This window comes from Thermodesulfovibrio sp. TK500a (genome assembly GCF_055381765.1).
This window is the reverse complement of the sequence record NZ_AP041606.1, coordinates 1,490,927-1,509,060: the sequence shown is the minus strand read 5'-3', so window position 1 is coordinate 1,509,060 and position 18,134 is coordinate 1,490,927. Positions and strand designations below refer to the sequence as shown.

General features: G+C 37.0%; 19 protein-coding genes. 8 read left to right on the top strand and 11 right to left on the bottom strand.

Translation table 11 applies throughout. The features are described from left to right. Positions 1–4 precede the first annotated feature (4 nt). Positions 5–787, bottom strand: coding sequence for a dihydropteroate synthase (locus ACZ430_RS07950; protein WP_297210432.1), 783 nt, complete (start codon positions 785–787; stop codon positions 5–7). Positions 788–966: 179 nt separating this feature from the next. Here ACZ430_RS07950 and ACZ430_RS07945 point away from each other — a divergent pair, with 179 nt between their 5' ends. Genes ACZ430_RS07945 through ACZ430_RS07930 form a run of 4 tightly spaced genes read left to right on the top strand, consistent with a single transcriptional unit; the run spans position 967 to position 5,513 of the window. Then, on the top strand, positions 967–1,404 hold the full coding sequence (locus ACZ430_RS07945; protein WP_464910514.1) for a multiheme c-type cytochrome: 438 nt from the start codon (positions 967–969) through the stop codon (positions 1,402–1,404). Next, entirely contained in the window at positions 1,404–4,076 is a 2,673-nt protein-coding gene (locus tag ACZ430_RS07940) for an ATP-binding protein (protein WP_464910513.1), read from the top strand. The genes ACZ430_RS07945 and ACZ430_RS07940 overlap by 1 nt, the downstream gene beginning before the upstream one ends. A gap of 1 nt (position 4,077) precedes the next feature. Then, entirely contained in the window at positions 4,078–4,446 is a 369-nt protein-coding gene (locus ACZ430_RS07935) for a response regulator (RefSeq protein ID WP_297210423.1), read from the top strand. After that, the gene (locus ACZ430_RS07930) at positions 4,443–5,513 is read left to right on the top strand and encodes an ATP-binding response regulator (RefSeq protein WP_297210421.1); all 1,071 of its coding nucleotides are present in this window, start codon (positions 4,443–4,445) and stop codon (positions 5,511–5,513) included. The genes ACZ430_RS07935 and ACZ430_RS07930 overlap by 4 nt, the downstream gene beginning before the upstream one ends. 6 nt (positions 5,514–5,519) lie before the next feature. Here the strand turns inward: ACZ430_RS07930 and ACZ430_RS07925 are convergent, their stop codons facing one another. Next, positions 5,520–5,888, bottom strand: a complete 369-nt coding sequence (locus ACZ430_RS07925) for a DnaJ family domain-containing protein (RefSeq protein WP_297210418.1) — start codon at positions 5,886–5,888, stop codon at positions 5,520–5,522. Positions 5,889–6,132: 244 nt separating this feature from the next. Between ACZ430_RS07925 and ACZ430_RS07920 the strand changes: the two genes are divergently transcribed. Next, entirely contained in the window at positions 6,133–7,104 is a 972-nt protein-coding gene (locus ACZ430_RS07920) for a GGDEF domain-containing protein (RefSeq protein WP_464910512.1), read from the top strand. A gap of 156 nt (positions 7,105–7,260) precedes the next feature. Here the strand turns inward: ACZ430_RS07920 and ACZ430_RS07915 are convergent, their stop codons facing one another. From ACZ430_RS07915 to ACZ430_RS07875, 9 genes are all read right to left on the bottom strand, one after another. Next, entirely contained in the window at positions 7,261–7,449 is a 189-nt protein-coding gene (locus tag ACZ430_RS07915) for a type II toxin-antitoxin system HicB family antitoxin (protein ID WP_297210412.1), read from the bottom strand. A 115-nt stretch (positions 7,450–7,564) separates the two neighbouring features. Next, positions 7,565–7,822, bottom strand: coding sequence for a DUF4926 domain-containing protein (locus ACZ430_RS07910; RefSeq protein ID WP_297210409.1), 258 nt, complete (start codon positions 7,820–7,822; stop codon positions 7,565–7,567). Positions 7,823–7,891: 69 nt separating this feature from the next. Then, on the bottom strand, positions 7,892–9,442 hold the full coding sequence (locus tag ACZ430_RS07905; protein ID WP_297210406.1) for a bifunctional aminoglycoside phosphotransferase/ATP-binding protein: 1,551 nt from the start codon (positions 9,440–9,442) through the stop codon (positions 7,892–7,894). Further along, the gene (gene lhgO / locus ACZ430_RS07900; protein WP_297210403.1) at positions 9,439–10,623 is read right to left on the bottom strand and encodes an L-2-hydroxyglutarate oxidase; all 1,185 of its coding nucleotides are present in this window, start codon (positions 10,621–10,623) and stop codon (positions 9,439–9,441) included. Before lhgO ends, ACZ430_RS07905 begins: the two co-directional genes overlap by 4 nt. Further along, the gene (locus tag ACZ430_RS07895) at positions 10,620–11,312 is read right to left on the bottom strand and encodes a ribonuclease HI family protein (RefSeq protein ID WP_297210401.1); all 693 of its coding nucleotides are present in this window, start codon (positions 11,310–11,312) and stop codon (positions 10,620–10,622) included. Before ACZ430_RS07895 ends, lhgO begins: the two co-directional genes overlap by 4 nt. A gap of 120 nt (positions 11,313–11,432) precedes the next feature. Then, the gene (locus tag ACZ430_RS07890; protein ID WP_464910511.1) at positions 11,433–13,052 is read right to left on the bottom strand and encodes a methyl-accepting chemotaxis protein; all 1,620 of its coding nucleotides are present in this window, start codon (positions 13,050–13,052) and stop codon (positions 11,433–11,435) included. A gap of 27 nt (positions 13,053–13,079) precedes the next feature. Further along, the gene (locus ACZ430_RS07885) at positions 13,080–13,598 is read right to left on the bottom strand and encodes a chemotaxis protein CheW (protein ID WP_464910510.1); all 519 of its coding nucleotides are present in this window, start codon (positions 13,596–13,598) and stop codon (positions 13,080–13,082) included. Between the two features lie 137 nt (positions 13,599–13,735). Next, on the bottom strand, positions 13,736–14,215 hold the full coding sequence (locus tag ACZ430_RS07880; protein ID WP_464910509.1) for a metallophosphoesterase: 480 nt from the start codon (positions 14,213–14,215) through the stop codon (positions 13,736–13,738). After that, positions 14,193–14,927 (bottom strand): segregation and condensation protein A, encoded by a 735-nt coding sequence (locus ACZ430_RS07875; RefSeq protein ID WP_464910508.1) that lies wholly within the window; start codon positions 14,925–14,927, stop codon positions 14,193–14,195. Before ACZ430_RS07875 ends, ACZ430_RS07880 begins: the two co-directional genes overlap by 23 nt. Between ACZ430_RS07875 and ACZ430_RS07870 the strand changes: the two genes are divergently transcribed. Genes ACZ430_RS07870 through ACZ430_RS07860 form a run of 3 tightly spaced genes read left to right on the top strand, consistent with a single transcriptional unit; the run spans position 14,920 to position 18,133 of the window. Beyond that, complete coding sequence (locus ACZ430_RS07870) at positions 14,920–16,653, top strand: FG-GAP repeat domain-containing protein (protein ID WP_464910507.1); 1,734 nt, start codon at positions 14,920–14,922, stop codon at positions 16,651–16,653. The genes ACZ430_RS07875 and ACZ430_RS07870 overlap by 8 nt on opposite strands. A gap of 3 nt (positions 16,654–16,656) precedes the next feature. Next, on the top strand, positions 16,657–17,364 hold the full coding sequence (locus tag ACZ430_RS07865) for an isoprenyl transferase (protein ID WP_297209090.1): 708 nt from the start codon (positions 16,657–16,659) through the stop codon (positions 17,362–17,364). After that, on the top strand, positions 17,345–18,133 hold the full coding sequence (locus ACZ430_RS07860; RefSeq protein WP_464910506.1) for a phosphatidate cytidylyltransferase: 789 nt from the start codon (positions 17,345–17,347) through the stop codon (positions 18,131–18,133). Before ACZ430_RS07865 ends, ACZ430_RS07860 begins: the two co-directional genes overlap by 20 nt. The last annotated feature ends 1 nt before the right edge of the window (position 18,134 follow it).

Below are 18,134 nucleotides of genomic sequence, written 5' to 3'. Positions count from 1 at the left end.
ACCTCTAAATCTCAAGATAAGAATGGGCATAAAGCGTTTTACCTGTTATTACATCGATTGTTTTTATTGCTTCCCTTACCTCTTCTGGATTTACAATTGCCGCTGAAAGTCCCTCATACATGAGAAGAGCAAGGTAGTATCTGTTCAAAAGAGGCCTTAAATGTCTTGGACAACCATTTGAAAGATTGCTCAACCCTACAACTGTTTTCATTGGTGGGTCATTAAGTTCTTGAAAAAGTTTTATTGCTCTCAATACTTCTTTTGCCTGATTTTGCGAGCCCGATATCTGCATGACAAGAGGGTCAAGATATATGTTTTCCATTGGAACTCCATACTCTGCTGCCTTTTCCATGAGCTTCAATGCTATCTCTACCCTTTCCTCTGCATCTCTTGGCAGTCCTCCTTTGCCAACAGTGAGAGCAATTACGGGAGTATCATATTTAGCGGCAAGCTCAAGCATTATAAATCTCTCCGGGTCTAAAGAGGTAGAATTAACAAGAGGTTTTCCCCACTGATTGTTGTGAACCCTAAGACCTGCCTCCATTGCTTTGGAATTGGTTGTATCAAGCGACACAGGAAGAGGCACTGCTTCTTGAATTGTAGTTACAAACCACTCCATTAGAGCCTCTCCATCCTCTTCGGCAGGTCCTATATTTGCCTCAATCATGTGCGCACCAGCCCTCCACTGCTCAGCAGCAATCTGCTGAATAGGAGCTTTATCTTTATTCTGTATGGCTTCTCTCACTTTTTTGGAAATAATACTTAATCGCTCGCCAATTATAAGCATTTAATCCCCCTTTCAACTCTTCCATTGAAAATAGAAAAAACTAATGGAATTATTTAAAAATTTTAACATAAAAGAAGTTCTTTTCCCTACTTATCTGTTCAAGCCCTACGACTAAATATTTGGTTTTTATAGGTTCTTATGCTATTTACAAATCATGCCTTTTCTGATAATCTTTAAGTATGAAATGGCTCTTCACAGCATTAATTATTCTCTCATTTCCAGCATTAACCTTTTCTGATTATGTAGGCACTGAAGCATGTAAAACCTGTCATCAAAAACAGTATGAAAACTTCACTAAGTATTCAAGAATGTCCCGTTCCTTTGTCGCTGTTGAAAAAATGAAAAATAAGATTACTCAAGAAGAGTTAAAGGGCTGTTATCATTGTCATACTACAGGATATGGGAAAAAGGGAGGCTTTATATCAGTAGAGAAAACTCCCCATCTTAAAGATACAGGCTGCGAGGTCTGTCACGGACCAGGTAAAAAACATGTAGAAACCAAAAATCCCTTACATATTAGGAGAAAGTTCACTCTTCAGATATGTGAACCCTGCCACACAGAAGAGAGAATAAGAGCCTTTAGATTTAAGCCACTCCTTTACGGAGGAGCACACTGATGTTTAAATTTGTAACTCAAAAAATCGGCAACAAGCTAATGCTTACCTTCATAGGAATAATAATATTAGTCATGATAATTGAAATGACTTTCAGAATTTACTTCGGAGTAGGAGACAGAATGAGATTAGTTGAAGACGGCAACAATGAGGTAATGGATACGATATATGCAGCTATGAAACATCCTCTAACGGTTGGAGACAGTGATGCTATTCACAGAGACTTAGAGGAGATAGGCCAGAAATATAAAAATATAAAGGTTTATCTTACTGACTTCAACGGAGTAATCTCTTTTTCTACCAACAGAGAGTATGTGAATTCGCAAATAACAGAGCTGATAAAACATGAAAAATTTTTCAACATGATTGGAGAGAGCTTAAAAGAAACTTCTCAAACAAGAATCTCTTCAATTCTTAAAATAGAAGACAAGCGAAATCTAATCTCCGTATTACCAATCCATAATGCACCCGAATGCTATCACTGCCATGGTGAATCACGTAAAGTATTAGGAGCATTAGTAATGAAGACCGATGTGGAAGGTGTCTATAAGACTGTTATAGCCCAGCGAAACAGGTCTCTGGCTTTAACTTTCTTTGCCTCTCTGCTTGCAATTTTCGTTACTAATTTCGTTGTAAGCAGGTTTATAAGAAAACCTCTCAACAATTTAGTTGACGCAACACACAGGTTTGCAAAAGGCGAGATGACAACAATACAAAAATATCCTTCCGATGAAATAGGAACTCTCACAGAAACTTTCAATTACATGGTAAATGAAGTTGCTCGCTCAAAAATGGAGCTTGAAAAAGAACTTACCCGAAGAGCAAGACTTCTTGAGGAAAGGGATGAACTTGTAGCCCTTCTTCAGAAAGCAAACAAACAGCTAAAAGAGCTTGACACACTTAAATCTGCTTTTATAGCTAATATGTCCCATGAGCTTAGAACTCCTATGAATGCCATAATTGGTTACACTGATTTATTACTCGATGAGGTCGACGGTCCGCTAAACGAAGACCAGAAAGCTTCTCTTAAAAAGGTATCTGCCAATGCAAAACATCTTCTTCAACTAATAAACGATGTTTTAGATATATCGAAAATTGAATCGGGCAAAATAGAATTAAGACCAAAGGAAGTCGATTTAAAGGAACTCATTGACGGAATAATGGTCACCTTTGAACCTTTAATTGCAAAGAAAGGACTGACATTTACTCTTGATATTGAACCAGGAGCAGAAAAACTCTATGTAGATGAGGACAAAACCAAGCAGATTCTTATAAATCTCATATCAAATGCCGTTAAGTTTACCCATGAAGGAGGGATATCAATCAAGGCTAAGGTTTCAGAAAGAGGTATGGATAGCGATGGAAATCCTCAGTTTGTTGAAATTTCAGTGAAAGATACAGGAATCGGCATTAAGAGAGAAGACCTCGATAAGATTTTTGACAAATTTGCTCAAGCTGATGTTTCTACTACAAGGCAATATGAAGGCACTGGCCTTGGATTGAGCATTGTCAGAGGGCTGGTAGCTTTACATAAAGGCATGGTTTGGGCTGAAAGCGAGGTTGGAAAAGGAAGCACTTTTTATGTTCTATTGCCTTTCAAAAAGGAAGTCTTCGAAAACCCTACCCCTGTTATAGAAGAGAAAATGGCTGAAGAACTTGCTAAATATTTCGAAGTGCCAAAGGACGTATTTCTACAAGAACCTTCCTATGAAGGCAAAATGGTAAGATGCTGGGATTACACACAGTGCGGACATGTAAACTGCCCTGAATATGGCTCTTCAGAGAAAAGATGTTGGCTCGTATTAGGAACGCATTGCAAGGGAATGAAGATTGGCTCTCATCCTGAGAAAGCAGATGCCTGTAAAATATGCGAGGTAGTTAGAGACCTTGTTTTACATAAAGAACCCTTAATTCCAGAGATAGCAAAACCATTGGAAAAAGAAAAGATAGTCTTAGCCATTGACGACAATCCAGACGCCATAGATTTGATAAAAAAATATCTCGAGAAGGATTACAGAGTTATAGGAATACTAAGTAGCGAGGAGGCCGTTAGAAAAGCAAAGGAGATTAAACCCGTAGCCATAACCCTTGACATAATGATGCCGAAAAAAGATGGTTGGCAGGTTTTGAAAGAACTCAAAGAAGATGAAGAAACTAAGGATATTCCCGTAATAATCGTTTCAATAATAGAAAACAAAACTCTCGCCTTTTCTCTTGGTGCAACGGATTATTTTGTAAAACCTTTAGATGGCAATGCCCTTTTAAGAAAGATAAGAAACATAGAGTCCTACAGAAAAATAAAAAGCGTTCTCCTCCTCGAAAGAGAAGAAAAGACAAATAAAGACCTATCAGAAATACTAAGACAAAGCAACTATGATGTCCACTCAGCCTTTAACAGTAAAGAAGCCATCGAATTTGTAAAAACTAAAAAGCCAGACTTGCTAATTGTAAATATAACTGACCCCCTAAGCAGTGCCTTTGATTTTATTGATTTTATAAAGAGTTCTCCTGAATTAAGGGAAGTGCCAATAATTGCTCTTACAAACAAAGAATTAAGCCAGAGAGAAAAAGAAGAACTTGATGGTAGAATAAAAGATATAATAAACAAAGCTCTCTTTTCCGAAGATGAACTTATAGAAGAGCTCAAGAACAGTTTGAGAAAAATAGGAGGATAATGTGAAGACCATTCTTGTTGTTGATGACAATGAGGATTCAAGGGAGCTTGTAAGAAAAATATTAAAAAAACAGGGATACACAATAATCGAGGCCGTTGACGGAGAAGACGCGATTGCAAAAGCAATTGCCTACAGACCAGACCTTATTCTCATGGACATATCAATTCCCAAAATTGATGGATACGAAGCCACAAGAAGACTAAAGGCAAGACCTGATTTTAAAGACACCCCAATCATAGCCTTTACTGCCCATGCAATGAGAGGAGACCAAGAAAAAGCAATTCAGGCAGGCTGTAATGGTTATATCTCAAAACCTATAAATGTTAGAGAGTTTCCAGAGCAAATAAAAATATATCTGAAAGATAAATGAACGAACAGAAGCAAACAGTCCTTATTGTAGATGACAACATTGATACAGTAGAACTTTTAAGAAAAAGGCTCAAAGCTGAAGGTTACAACACCTCCGAAGCCTATGATGGTGAAGAAGCCCTTAAAAAAGTCTATGAATCTGCTCCGGACATAATAATTCTCGATGTAATGATGCCCAAAATGGACGGTTATGAAGTATGCAAAAGGCTTAAAACTGATGATAGAACCAAATTCATACCAGTTATCATGTTAACCGCAAAGTCTGATGTAGAAAGCAGGGTTAAAGGTCTTGACATAGGCGCTGATGACTATGTGCCAAAGCCCTTTGATTACAGAGAACTCTCAGCAAGAATTCGCTCCCTTCTTACAAGGAAAGAAACAGCTGAAAGGGTTATCGAAGAAGAGAAAACCGAATCTGTAAGAAAGCTTATCGATAGTCTTTCCCATGAAATAAGAAATCCTATTGTAAGCATCGCAGGATTTGCCAAAAAAGTATACGATAGCCTTCCTCCCGGAGACCCAAATAAACCATATCTCATGACAATCATGCAGGAATCTGAAAGACTTGAGCGACTTTTGCGAGAAATACTAACTCTTAAAATGATTGCCATTGGATTTATGGAGAATGTGGACATTAAAAAGGCCGTTGAAGAAGTTTTAGAAGAAACAGGTAGAGAAATAGAGGACAGAGGAATAGAGGTGGAGACAGAATATAAAGAAACTCCTTTGATTTACATAGACAAAGAACATTTAAAAATAGTAATTAGGAACATTATTAAAAATGCTATTGAGGCAATGGATAAAGCAGAAAGGAAAATTCTGAAAATTTCTGTTGAGAAAAAGGAAAATGATATAGAAATAAGAATATCTGATACTGGAAAAGGAATTCCTAAGGAGTTGATTAAAAAAATTTTCGACCCCTTTTTCACTTCAAAGGTTTATGGGCCAGGTCTTGGACTAACAGTGGCTCTTACAATCGTTCAATACTATCGTGGCTTTATATCCATTGAAAGTGAAATTGGGAAAGGAAGCACTTTTATAATTAGACTTCCCCTGAAGGCACGATAACAATCTCTATCCTATAAATTTTTTAATTATCTTATCTTCGTATTCTGGAAAATCTTCAAGATAAAAGGGAGTTTTTCTTCCCACATTTAACTTCAGAAGTTTAAAGTTAAGCTCTCTGATTTTTCTTATTCTTACTGCATCATCATCAATAGTCTTTAGGAGTTCCTTGAGGTCTATAATCTCCTTCCTTATCTCCATTTCAGGAGGTATACAACCTGCATTTTTAAGAATTTTGTAGGCAATTCTCAGCTCCTCAGGAACCCAACTGAGGTCTTCTAATTTAAGAGGCTTGCCTTTGTTGGGCAGGTCATCAAAAAGACCCTGTTCCATTGCCTCTCGAATTTTCTCCTCTGCAATTTTCTGGAAAATATCCATTTTTTATAATGACTTGAATACTCGATAGTTTGTCAACTTTGATAAGAATCTAAAATTTTGTTAAAATCTATCAAATAAAATGCTTATTCAACGAAAAAATGGCCTCTCTTTTATAGCTCTATTCATAATAATGATATTCTCAAGTCTTTTAATTTTCGAGACAAATCAAGAAAATCTAATCCTTTGGGCAGGAATCTGGTTGCTTTTAGGTTCACTTAATTTCCTAATAATCAACCATTTAACCATGAAAAAGGTTAATAAATTAATCACAGAACTAAAAAATATAAGAAATGGTAGAGGCGACATATTAAAAATAAGGGGAAAAGATGAGCTTTCAACTCTTTCTGAAGAAATAAACATACATCTAAGAATGTTGAAAGAAAAAATAGAAGAAATAGAAGAAAACAGAAAAATTTACGAAAAAATAGCAGAAAAATCAGAGGAAATAATAATACTTTTCAACAAAAAAGGAGAAATAATTTACGCCAATCCAAAGGCACTTGAATATCTTGGAGATAGCGATTTTAGAATTTCCAATGAAAAAATCTACTCTTTTATCAAACAATTTCTATCAGTTTCAGAGGAAGAAATGACATTCTGGCATGAAATAGTTCTACCTGACGGAACATTTCTCAGTCTATGGATAATTCCTGTTGAGAATAAATCGGACACAATGCTTTTAATTGCCCACGATATCACTTTCTACAAGAAAGAAAAAGAAAAACTCTTTGAAATAGCAACTAAAGACCCTTTAACTTCTCTTTATAACAGAAATTTTTTAGAAGAAAATCTTAAAAAATTTATTGAAAACACAAAAAAGGGCAGACTCTACTCGGTTCTTTTTCTGGATATGGACGGTTTAAAACAAATAAATGACCAATTTGGACATATTGTTGGAGACACTACAATCCGAACTGTATCAAATACTATCACTAAAAGTCTAAGGTCAAATGACCTGGCATCAAGATGGGGTGGCGATGAATTTATAATAATCATTCAAGGCGGAGAAGAGGCTGCTAAAAAAGTGGCTGAAAGAATAAAGAATAATCTCGCAAAGACAACTATAGAAGTAGGTACTCATTCATTCACCCCTTCCGTTAGCATCGGAATTACAAATATCGAACCCTCCGATACAATAGAAGAACTAATAAAAAGAGCTGACGAAGCTGTCTATAAAGCCAAAAGCAAAGGTAAGGGTGAAATAGAATACATATAAATCTTCTTTTCCTTATTTATCCCCAAAACTGACATAACCCCTTAGCCTTCTTGAGTAATTCCTCAACATCAAACTGAACATCTTCCCACTCTCATATTCATAATATCAAATTCTACCCTTGATACTACATCCAGCCCTCCAAAAAGAAGAAGCCAGTTAAGAGTTTTTATGTCTAAGACACTGTTTGGCATTTGATAACCCATCAAAATGACATTTAAGCGCATCTTTAATATTCATTTTCAATTCCTCTAAAGTATCAGCCTGAGTAAATATTGCATGACCAAGAGCTGAAGCACTATATCCACCCTCTGGGTCTTCCTCTACAATGAAGATTATTTCAAGCATAGAACCCTCCAACTATTTGATATATATTCATGATTACACATTAACTCTCAACTCCTTAGCCCCTCTGAATCTAAAATTTTTCTTACCCTTTTATTGGCATAGCCTGATAGAAAATCTAAATTACCTCTGCTATTTCTCTGACATGCAAAATTTCCCTGTTTTTCATCAATCTTATATCTTTGGAAGTAAGAGTAAGAACAGCTACTGTTTTTCCATCAGCGGTTACAAACTCCACTTCATAACTGTCACTGTCCTTATAAGAATAAACTACCACTCCTATATCTCCACTTGCCAAACAGTACTCTTTGATATCACGAATCAGAACTACGGTATCTAATTCTTTTATTGCTTTCTCATGGTTTAGTAGCTTCACAAATTTCCTCATAGATTTTTTAGATTATATCAAATTACTCATCTCAACTCACTAACTCTATGAACTCTATCAACTCTCCACTCCATAAACTCTCTCAATCACTCTCTCAACCAAATCTACTCCCTTTGAAGTATCAAGCTTAATAAGTTTTTGAGGTTCAACTTCATCGGGTTGCTCAAACTTTTCTTTCTGGGCAAGGTATATTTCCCAGCGGGCATCGGAGATGTCTTCCGATTCCTTACGCTTCATGAATCTCTCTCTAACAACACTATCCTCAGCAACGCACCAAAGCCAGTAAATATCAGCAAAGCTTAGCTCACGCATTACAGCCTCACGATAGGCTTTTTCTCTGAATGTGGCATCAAGTATGATGTCTCTGCCTTTAAGAATTGCCTCTTTTGCAAGGTCTATCATTTTTGTATAGGTTTTCTCGGTGTATTCCCTGCTATAAATTCCCTTTTCAAAGGGCTCATAATGATGCTCTGTTGGTGCGATTCCTACAAGGCTTTTTCTTACGATATCTGAGGGAATCCATTCAGCAAGGGTTTCTTTATCCAGTGCTCTGGCAAGCGTTGATTTACCTGTTCCTGAAAGTCCGAAAACAACAAAAACTTTGGGCTTTCCCTCTGCGTAAAGATAGGCAAGGTCAAAGTATTTTCGGGCTGTCTCTAATGCTTCTTTTCTTTTTTCTTCTGATAAAGCTTGGTCATCGGAGGTAAAACAGCCAATTTTCCCCCTTACATAAGCCCGGTAGCATTTGTAAAAATTGAGAACTTTCAATAAATCTCTGTCACCAGACTTTTCAACATAGGAGTTGACAAAATAATCTGAAAGTTTCCTAAGCCCGTGAAAATCTAAATCCATGCTTAAAAAGGCTATGTCAGAGGCAACATCACCGCATCTAAATCTCTCATTGAACTCTATGCAGTCAAAGATATAGACTTTCCGTAGGTCATCAAAGCATATATTGGCAGAGTAAAGGTCTCCGTGTCCTTCACGGATAAAGCCTTCAGAAATTCGGGATTCAAAAAGGTCTTTTTTATCCCTCAAAAAATCCCTCGTCCAATTCACAATTTCATTGTATCTCCATCTGTTTATTGCTCCTCCCACATATCCCTTTGTCTGAGTAAAGTTTTCCTCTGTATTAAAGGAAACTGTATCAATCGAGCCGTACTCATCAATTCCCTTTCCAGTTCGAGCGTTTTTAAAGAAAGGGACAAGAATATCCACAATAAGGTCTATTTGCTCTTTAGTAAGCAAGCTCTCCCTTATCAGTTTCTCCATCATTCCTTCAACAGGCAGTCTTCTCATTTTCACTGCATATTCAACAATATTATCCTCACTCTCTAACTCATACCTCCCATCTCTCTCAGATATAGGCACAACACCAAGATATATATCAGGGCAGAGCCTTCTATTGAGTTCCACTTCCTTTTCGCAATAAAGTTTTCTAAGCTCAATGGTTGTAAAATCAAGAAAGCCAAAGTTTACGGGTTTCTTGATTTTGTATACTATTTCATCGGCAATAAAAACGTATGAGATATGGGTTTGAATAATCTCTACATTCTCAGGCTTATTCGGAAAAGACTCCTTTTTTAGCTCTTTTGCCCAGTTTATCATCGTCTTGCTCCCAAAATGTATTCTTTAACCACATATTCGGCAAAAGCAAAGGCTGAGGTAAAGGCAGGAGATATGGCATTAAGAATGTGAATAGTATTTGCATCTTTTATAACTAAAAAATCCATCACAAGCTCTTTTCTGTCAATATCTATAAGCTGGGGTCTGATGCCGACTTTTTTGGAATGTAAAAGGTCAGTTGGGGCAACTCCTTCAATCATATCTTTTACATCTTTATAAAAATTTGCTTTTAAGTATTTCTTCATCTCCGTAAAAGCTGTGCTTCTAAACTTTTCATTGCTTAGAAGAAGGGAAAAATCTCTCCACAGAATTTTTAGAGTCTCAACTCCTAAGTCATCAAGCAGTTTATAGTTTTCCCTTCCCAAAGCAGGTGTAGCGGTTGGTCCCACATAGACAGTGCCGTCATGGACTTTTGTAAAATGAACACCAAGAAAAGGATTTTTTATGTCAGGCACAGGATAGATATTGCCTTTAACTAAGTATGACCTTTCCTTCTTCAATTTCTTATACAGTCCTTTAAATGGAACAATTCTATATTGTTTTGCCAGACCAAAAAGGTGAGCAATTCTGTCTGCATGGGAACCTGCGGAATTTATAAAGAGTTCATAGGAGAATTCACCTTTGTTTGTAAGAAGTTTGCTCTCCCTAACCCCCTTAAGAACAACACCTTTCTCTATCTTAACTCCCGAACTCTCCAACTCTCTCTCTAAATTCTCAAGTATCTCCTTCGGATTTATCACTGCTGTAAGAGGTGAATACAGAGCCTGCTCATGGGTTTTTGCATAGGGCTCAATTTCTTTCAATGCCATTTCATCTATAAGCTCAACATCTGCACCATTTGCCTTTGCTCTTCTGTAAAGTTCATGAAGCACGGGTATTTCGCTTTCTTTCTTGGTCACTATAACCTTGCCCGACTCAATGAGTGTAAGTCCCTTTTCCTTACAGTAATGCTTCATGAGCAGATTGCCCCGTAGGCAGAATTTTGCCTTAAGGGAGTCTGGAGTGTAATAAATTCCTGCATGTAGCACTCCGCTGTTTCTTCCAGAGGCGTGCTTACCAAGAGAGGTTTCTTTTTCAATTATTGTTATGTCCTTAATCCCTTTTTTTACGAGTTCCCTTGCCAGGGAAAGTCCTGTAATTCCCGCACCACAGATTATTATCATCCTACAATAGTCTCCTCTTTCAAATTTCTTCTCTCAAAAGTAGATTTTTGCATTTCTTCAAGGTATAACTTTTCCTCTATGTAAAGAATATGTTCGCACTTTATGATAATACCAGCCTTTTTAATCAAAGGGTAATTATTAAATTTTTTGAAATAATTACAACTGCAGGAAGGAGGATTGAGAATCACCATATAGTCTTTAAGCCTAAACATTTGTTTCCTTTCTCTTACTATTTCAAAGGGAATTAGATTGTCAATCTTCTCTTTGTTTCTAATCTCAATATATTCTACAAAAGCCTCTATGCTTAACCTGTCTGCCTCCTTATTTTTTTCTCTTCTAAACCATTTAACTTTCCATGACTTAAAGTTGCTGAGTAACTCTCTTGATTTTTGATAAAGCTTTAGAAGATTAGGTTCTATCACATCATAAACTCCATTTATCTGGTTTACAACAAGCATACTGTCTCCGTATATCTCAATCTCTCCTATCTTTAACTCAAGAGCTTTTTCCAGAGACTGAATTAAAGCATGATACTCTGCCATCTGACTTGTCCCTCTCTCAAAGGCTACTCCTTTCCCTGAAAACAAAATACTGCCGTTGGTTGCATCTTTTATGACAAATCCGTAAGTTCCAACTCCATTGGGATTATGAGGCAGGCAAGCTCCGTCAAAATAAATAATTGCTTTCATGATATTGATTTTATCAGGTTAATGTAAGAAAAGTCATTTATATGGAGGGCAGACATAATGCCCTCGGGAAATCTTTTATAGAGATATTCTCCCGAGGGCAATTTTCTGAAAAACTCTATTCTATACCCTAAACCTTCCTATAGCTGTCTGGAGTTCTCCGCCAAGTCTTGCTATATCACTGGCTGTCTGGGCTGACTGATCCACTGCAAGGGATATCTCCTTTGAACCCTCTGCTATGCTTCCTATGTCCTGCGTTATGTGGTCTGTCACTGAAGACATCTCTTCGGTCGCAGAGGCTATCTGCTGTATCATCCCCTGTAACTCCTGCGCTTTGCTCAGTATCTGCCCAAGTATCTCCGCTGACCTGTTGCTTAGCTCTACTCCGCTTGCTACTTTCTTTGTGGCATCTTCCATCGAACCCTCTGCCACATCTACTTCTGTCTGTATTCCCCTTATCATCTCTGCTATCTCATCGGTTGCCTTAGTGGTTCTCTCTGCAAGTTTCCTTACTTCATCGGCTACTACTGCAAAGCCTCTTCCCTGCTCTCCTGCTCGGGCTGCCTCTATGGCTGCATTCAATGCAAGTAGATTTGTCTGGTCTGCTATGTCTTTTATCACTGTGACAATTTCACCTATCTGCCTTGAACGCTCACCAAGCACGTTGATTACTTCTGATAGTTTCCCTATTGCTCCCTCTATTACTTTTATCTCTTTCGCTGTGTTTGTGGTCATGTCTTTTCCTTCTTTTGCTACACTGGCTGTTGTTACGCTTACTTCTGCTATGTTTGATGCATTCTTTGCTATGTCTACTACTGTCTGGCTCATCTCTTCTGCTGCAGAGGCTATCTGGCTTGCTCTCTCTGTCTGGGATTTGAGATTCCTCGATATCTCTTCTGTTGTTGCTGAGAGTTGTTCTGAGGAGGAGGCAAGGGAGCTTGAGATGGTTTTTGACTCTGCTATGAGACGTTTGATGCTTCTTATTGCTTCGTTTACTGACTGGCTTATCATGCCAAGTTCGTCTCTGCTTTCTACTTTTGCCTCTACTGATAGGTCTCCTTGTGCTACTTTCTCAAGGGTTGTCTTGAGTTCTGCTACTGGTTTTTTTACAGAACGGGAGATGAAGAGGGCGAAAAAGACTGCTATGGCGGTGCTTGCAGAGGCCATTATTATTAGTATTACCAATTCAAGTTTGAGAGCATCATTAACCTCTTCTATTCTTTTGTTTGCTGTATCATAATAGAATTTTACGAGGTCGTTAAGTGCTTTCTCTCTGTTACCTGCTTTAGATTCCACTTCTTTCATGTAAAGTTCTATTGCCTCTTGATTTTTTCCTTCAAGGGCTAATTGAAGAGCTTTGTTGTTGGCATCTCTTGTCTCATTTGAGGCATTTATTAAATTCTGCAAACGTTGTTTTCCTTCTTTAGAACGGGTTATTTTTTCAAGGTCTTCCATTCTTTTTCTGTAGTATTTTCTGTGCTCCTCAATCTCTTTCATTATCTCCTGCTTTTTTGATAAGTCATTGGTAAGAAAAAGTTTTCTTGCTTTGAGATGAATATTATTTACTTCTCTTTGTATCTCTGCGGCATAGAGAATCTTATCAATTCTCTCATCCACATCTTGCACTTTTGAATCGGTGCTGAGTATAAAGAAAAAAGTATAGGCAGAGATGATTAATAGAAGCGCAATTACAATACCAAATCCAAAAAATAACTTCCTTCCTATTGTCATGTTCTTAAACATCCCTCATACCCCCCTTTAAGTTTATTTTTATCCTTCAATAGCTGCCTTCTCTGCCATGCCTATCATGCTTGCTGACTCTTCTTTGCCTATGAGCCTGTCCATGTCAAGCAGTATGATTAGCCTGTCTTCCAGCTTTGCTATGCCAGAGATAAACTCACTGCTCACTGATGAGGTCATTGCAGGCGGTGGCTCTACTATGCTCGAGGATATCCTTAATACCTCAGATACGGTGTCCACTATCAACCCCATCGTTACTCCCTGTATGTCCATTATCATTATCTTCTGTTTGAGTCTGTCTTCCTCTTCTGGTAACCCAAAAAACTTCCTCAAGCTAACAACAGGTATAACCTTGCCTCTGAGATTAATCACTCCTTCCACATAATAAGGTGCATTGGGCACACGGGTTATCTCTTTCATCCTGTTTATTTCCTGCACTTTCAGTATATCTACGGCATACTCTTCTCCTCCAAGTGTGAATGTTACCAGCTGAAGTATCTGCGAACTATCAGAAAGCCTTGTCTCTTTTGCTACTAATGCTGTCTGCATACTTCACCTCCTCGTTGAAGTTACACTTTGTGTTATTGTTTTATTTTCCTATAAAAATCAAGAAAAATCAAATGAAAATTTCTTAACAAAAGTAATAGAGAATAAACTTTCAGATAGCATGGTAAAAGAGGCAATTCCTATATTCTTATCACCTCTGATTCTAAACTGTTAACATCAAGAATAATAAAAGTGGCTTTACCGTATAGCCATCCGCAAGCCTCGCCAGGATTTAAAATTAAAGTTTTTCCAATTTTTCTAAGGTCTACTTCGTGCGTATGGCCGTATATTATAAGGTCAAACTTCTCAGACAAAGCCAGCTCATCAAGCATTTGTGGTTCATGCATGAGAGCTATTTTCTTTTCTCCTATCTCAATACTCCTGATACCTTTCTGTATTCTGTCGCCATACATCTTTTTTAATAAAACTCTATCACCGTCATTGTTCCCAAAAACACCGTAAAACTCTCCTTCAAAATTCTTGAAAACTCTCCATGTAAATGGAGATACGAAATCTCCTGCATGAATTATTGTGCTGACTTTGCGAGTTTTTAAAATTTCTAAGATTTTCCCTATATTTTCCATGTGGTCGTGGGTATCAGAGATAACTGCTATTTGCATGCTCTTCCTCCAGTTTTATATAAATTATATCAAAGTTTTTCTCTTGATAGGCCTTTATAACTCCAAGTTTTAATAGTTCAAGAAGGGCTAAAAAGGTTACGATAATCTCTAATTTTGAAGCCTTATCACCATTTTTAGAGTAATTATCAAAAAGTTCACAAAACTTAATAAACTTTTTTTCCCTAAGAACCTTTTGAATGTGCTCTATTTTGTCCTCTACTTTTATTAACTCTTGAGCTATTATTATTGGGGGCTCTGGTTTTTCAATTAATTTTCTGAAAGCAACAAAAAGGTCGTATACAGATATTTCGTAAATTTCATAAACAGGAGCATCTATATCATTTGAAAAATCTCGTAAATAAGACTTTGACCAGTAATCATATCTTTCCTTTAAAGAAGACGAGACCTCTTTTAAAGCTTCGTATTCAATAAGCTGCTCTACCAGCTCTTTTCTGGGGTCATCCTCTTGTTGCTCCGATTCACTTCTGGGCAGTAACATTCTTGATTTAATGTAAACCAGCGTTGCTGCCATTATCAAAAATTCAGAAGCAATTTCTAAATCAAGCTCTTTCATTAATTCAAGATAGTCTAAGTATTGCTTTGTTATTAAAGCTACAGGTATATCATAAATATCAATTTTATTCTGTTTAATCAAATGAAGTAGAAGGTCAAGAGGGCCTTCAAAAAGAGGCAGGGCAATCTGAATGGTCATAATTTATTTTATCACACAAAATTTTGACTTGATGAAGTTATTTGGTATAAACTTTAAAATGCACAATTTAAAGCAACTATTTTTTATCTTCCTTATCATAATGTCTCTTCTTTTAATAACACAAGCAAATGCTGATACAGGAACTTTTCAGACTCTAAAAAATGAACTTCTCTCTTATTTTCCCGTTATAACTGGCAAAGTTACAAAGCAGGAAAATAATGAAATTACTCTCGATAAAGGCAGTAAAGACGGCTTAAAAAAAGGCCAGAGAGTTGTTCTTTTTGAAGAGACCGTTCCATTAATACATCCAGTAACAAAGCAAGTAATAGGTAAGTCAGAGCGAATAATCGGAGCTGCAGAAATAGTAAGCGTAGGAAATGATTTCTCTAAGGCAGTTGTTATTGAAGGTGAATTAAAAAAGGGTGAAAGTCAAATTCTTTTTAAAATTCCCAAATCAAAAATTAAAGTTCTTTACGCACAGACAACAACCGAATGGGCAGTTGGTGAAGGTTACTACAGAGAATTGAGGGACACACAGAGATTTGAAATGATTGACGCTCCCATTAATACTGACAATAAAGAATTACTCTTTAAAGACAACAAAGGGGCAGATATACTCCTTCTTCTAACTCCAATAAAAACAGATGGAGCTCTAAAACTCTCTCAAGAGCTTTACTGGATAAAAGACCGTAAACTCTTCTCTAAAGCAGAAATTGAGCTTCCTGCAACAGCAATTGCAGATTTAAGAAAAAAATATGCCTCTCTTATTGTTCCTGAAGGTCATACATTACTTTCTTACAGACTTTCCAGAGGTATAAATAGAGTATCTACGGGTAACTTTGACGGCGTAAGCCCTAACCAGCTTTTGATAGCCTCAGACAGCGAAATAAGCCTGTATGTAATAGATGTTGACCTCAAACTTAAGAGTAATTACATAATCCCTCTTAGCGGAGATATTATCTGGTTTGACACAGGAGATATTGACAAAGATGGTAAAGACGAAATTGCATTGACTATTAAAAGGGAAAACAGAGTTATTTCAACAATAATAAAATGGACTGATGGCGAATTTAAAGAGTTTTCTCGCTTTGATGACCTTTTCCTTAGAATCTATGAAGGCAAGCTTCTTGCTCAATCTTTCTCTCAGTCTTCAGGATTTGAAGGCGAGATTTTTGTAATTAAACCTACTTCATTAGCAAAGTATGAAAAGGTAGAGGCCTTCAAACTGCCAGTAAAATCAAATATTTATGACTTCTACTCAGTAAACAATGCCTTATTCAAATGGCAAGAAGATGGAACGCTGGCAGTATATAATGATAAGGGTGTTCCCCTCTGGCGTTCTGCAGAGTCATTTGGTTATGGGCTTCAGTATGAAAAGCAAACAGGCATTGCCATGTTGAGTTTAGGCAAATGGCAGGTGCAAAGCAGAATAAAGCCCTTAAGTAACGGTGTTATTGTGATTGAGAAAAAACCTCTTTTAGGCCTTGTCAATCTTTCTACCTTTGGTTACAGAAGCTCAAAACTTCAACTTCTTCAGTGGACAGGAATTGGAATTGAACAAACCGATATAACCGAAGAAATGTCTGGCGAGATACTTGATTATGCTGTTTCCTCTGATAAGTTATTTGTCCTTGTTAAACCACCTTTTGGCTTTAATCCCAAAAGAATCCTTCAGGGAGAAAGCCCCTTTGAGACTAACCTTCATATACTCTCTCTTAAATATTAAGTTATGAGCAGTATTTTAAAACACGTAGGAATAATAATGGACGGCAACGGAAGATGGGCTCAATTGCGTGGTCTTCCCCGTTATGAAGGCCATAAAAGAGGAGTGGAAAAAGTAAAAGAAATTATAAAAGCCTGTCTCAGACTTAAAATAAGTGTAGTAACTTTTTATGCTTTTTCTATAGAAAACTGGCAAAGGCCTAAAAAAGAAATAGACATAATAATGGAACTTCTCAAAAGCCATCTAAAAAAAGAAACAAACAATTTCATTTCTCAGGGCGTAAGGTTTAAAATGATAGGTAATCGCTCTCTGATGCCAGCTGATATCTTATCTGCCATTGAGGAAACAGAGAAAATAACGTCCGATTGTAGCCAGCTAATTGCACAGTTTGCAATAAGTTATTCTGGAAGAGATGAGATTTTAAGAGCAATAAGAGAGGCAATTAAAAGAAAAATTTCCTACGATAGTTTTGATGAAAATACCATGAATTCCCTTCTTGACACTGCAGAAATTCCAGAACCTGACCTAATTATAAGAACTTCTGGAGAACAGAGATTGAGCAATTTCCTTATATGGCAGGCGGCTTACTCAGAATTTTACTTTACTCAGACCTTATGGCCTGATTTTACCGATGACGAGTTTACAGAAGCTGTTCTTGATTATCAGAAAAGACAGAGGAGATTTGGAAAGGTAAGTGAATTTACAAGGACATAGTAAAAGAATTATTGTTGCCCTAATCGCTGTTCCCCTTCTTCTTTTTATAATTATTAAACTTCCGCCTTATTTCTTTCTCGGACTTCTGGTTCTAACAAATACTATTGCCTTCTGGGAATTTCTCAGAATGTACAACACGTTAAAATTACTATCTTTTACTGGAATTTTTATCTCCATAATTATATTTGCGCTCAACTGTTTTTACTGGCAGTTCGCCGTGTATTATTATTCTCTAAGTTTCATTTGTATTGCTCTCATACGTCTATTTATCAAAAAACAGCCCGAAGGCTCACTGAAGGATTTAGCTCCTGTAATTGTAGGCCTTCTATATATACCTGGTCTATTAGCCTTCCACTGGTTTCTCAGGACAGAAGGATGGCAGTGGATAATTTATCTTTACAGTGTTGTATGGGCATCTGATAGTTTTGCCTATTACATAGGAAAAGGCTTTGGTAAAAGCAAACTCTATCCTGAAGTTAGTCCTAAAAAAACTTGGGCTGGAGCCTATGGTTCAATAGCAGGTGGAGCGGTTACATCTTTAGCAGTAGGCTATTTAATTCTCAATCAGTCCATCTTAAGTTTAGTTTTAATGGGCGGAATCATGGGTTTTGTATCAATTTTAGGTGACCTTGTAGAGTCTATGTTTAAAAGGGATGCGGGAGTTAAAGACTCGAGCTTCCTCTTCCCTGAACATGGTGGAGTGCTTGATAAAGTAGATGCTATGCTTTTTGCAGGAGTAATACTGTATTTTGTTATGAAATACATGTAGG

Coding starts and splice junctions, on each gene's coding strand:
- ACZ430_RS07950 (WP_297210432.1), bottom strand. CDS start 787: ATGCTTATAATTGGCGAGCGATTAAGTATTATTTCCAAAAAAGTGAGA.
- ACZ430_RS07945 (WP_464910514.1), top strand. CDS start 967: ATGAAATGGCTCTTCACAGCATTAATTATTCTCTCATTTCCAGCATTA.
- ACZ430_RS07940 (WP_464910513.1), top strand. CDS start 1,404: ATGTTTAAATTTGTAACTCAAAAAATCGGCAACAAGCTAATGCTTACC.
- ACZ430_RS07930 (WP_297210421.1), top strand. CDS start 4,443: ATGAACGAACAGAAGCAAACAGTCCTTATTGTAGATGACAACATTGAT.
- ACZ430_RS07925 (WP_297210418.1), bottom strand. CDS start 5,888: ATGGATATTTTCCAGAAAATTGCAGAGGAGAAAATTCGAGAGGCAATG.
- ACZ430_RS07920 (WP_464910512.1), top strand. CDS start 6,133: ATGAAAAAGGTTAATAAATTAATCACAGAACTAAAAAATATAAGAAAT.
- ACZ430_RS07915 (WP_297210412.1), bottom strand. CDS start 7,449: ATGCTTGAAATAATCTTCATTGTAGAGGAAGACCCAGAGGGTGGATAT.
- ACZ430_RS07905 (WP_297210406.1), bottom strand. CDS start 9,442: ATGATAAACTGGGCAAAAGAGCTAAAAAAGGAGTCTTTTCCGAATAAG.
- lhgO (WP_297210403.1), bottom strand. CDS start 10,623: ATGATAATAATCTGTGGTGCGGGAATTACAGGACTTTCCCTGGCAAGG.
- ACZ430_RS07895 (WP_297210401.1), bottom strand. CDS start 11,312: ATGAAAGCAATTATTTATTTTGACGGAGCTTGCCTGCCTCATAATCCC.
- ACZ430_RS07890 (WP_464910511.1), bottom strand. CDS start 13,052: ATGTTTAAGAACATGACAATAGGAAGGAAGTTATTTTTTGGATTTGGT.
- ACZ430_RS07885 (WP_464910510.1), bottom strand. CDS start 13,598: ATGCAGACAGCATTAGTAGCAAAAGAGACAAGGCTTTCTGATAGTTCG.
- ACZ430_RS07880 (WP_464910509.1), bottom strand. CDS start 14,215: ATGCAAATAGCAGTTATCTCTGATACCCACGACCACATGGAAAATATA.
- ACZ430_RS07870 (WP_464910507.1), top strand. CDS start 14,920: ATGGTCATAATTTATTTTATCACACAAAATTTTGACTTGATGAAGTTA.
- ACZ430_RS07875 (WP_464910508.1), bottom strand. CDS start 14,927: ATGACCATTCAGATTGCCCTGCCTCTTTTTGAAGGCCCTCTTGACCTT.
- ACZ430_RS07865 (WP_297209090.1), top strand. CDS start 16,657: ATGAGCAGTATTTTAAAACACGTAGGAATAATAATGGACGGCAACGGA.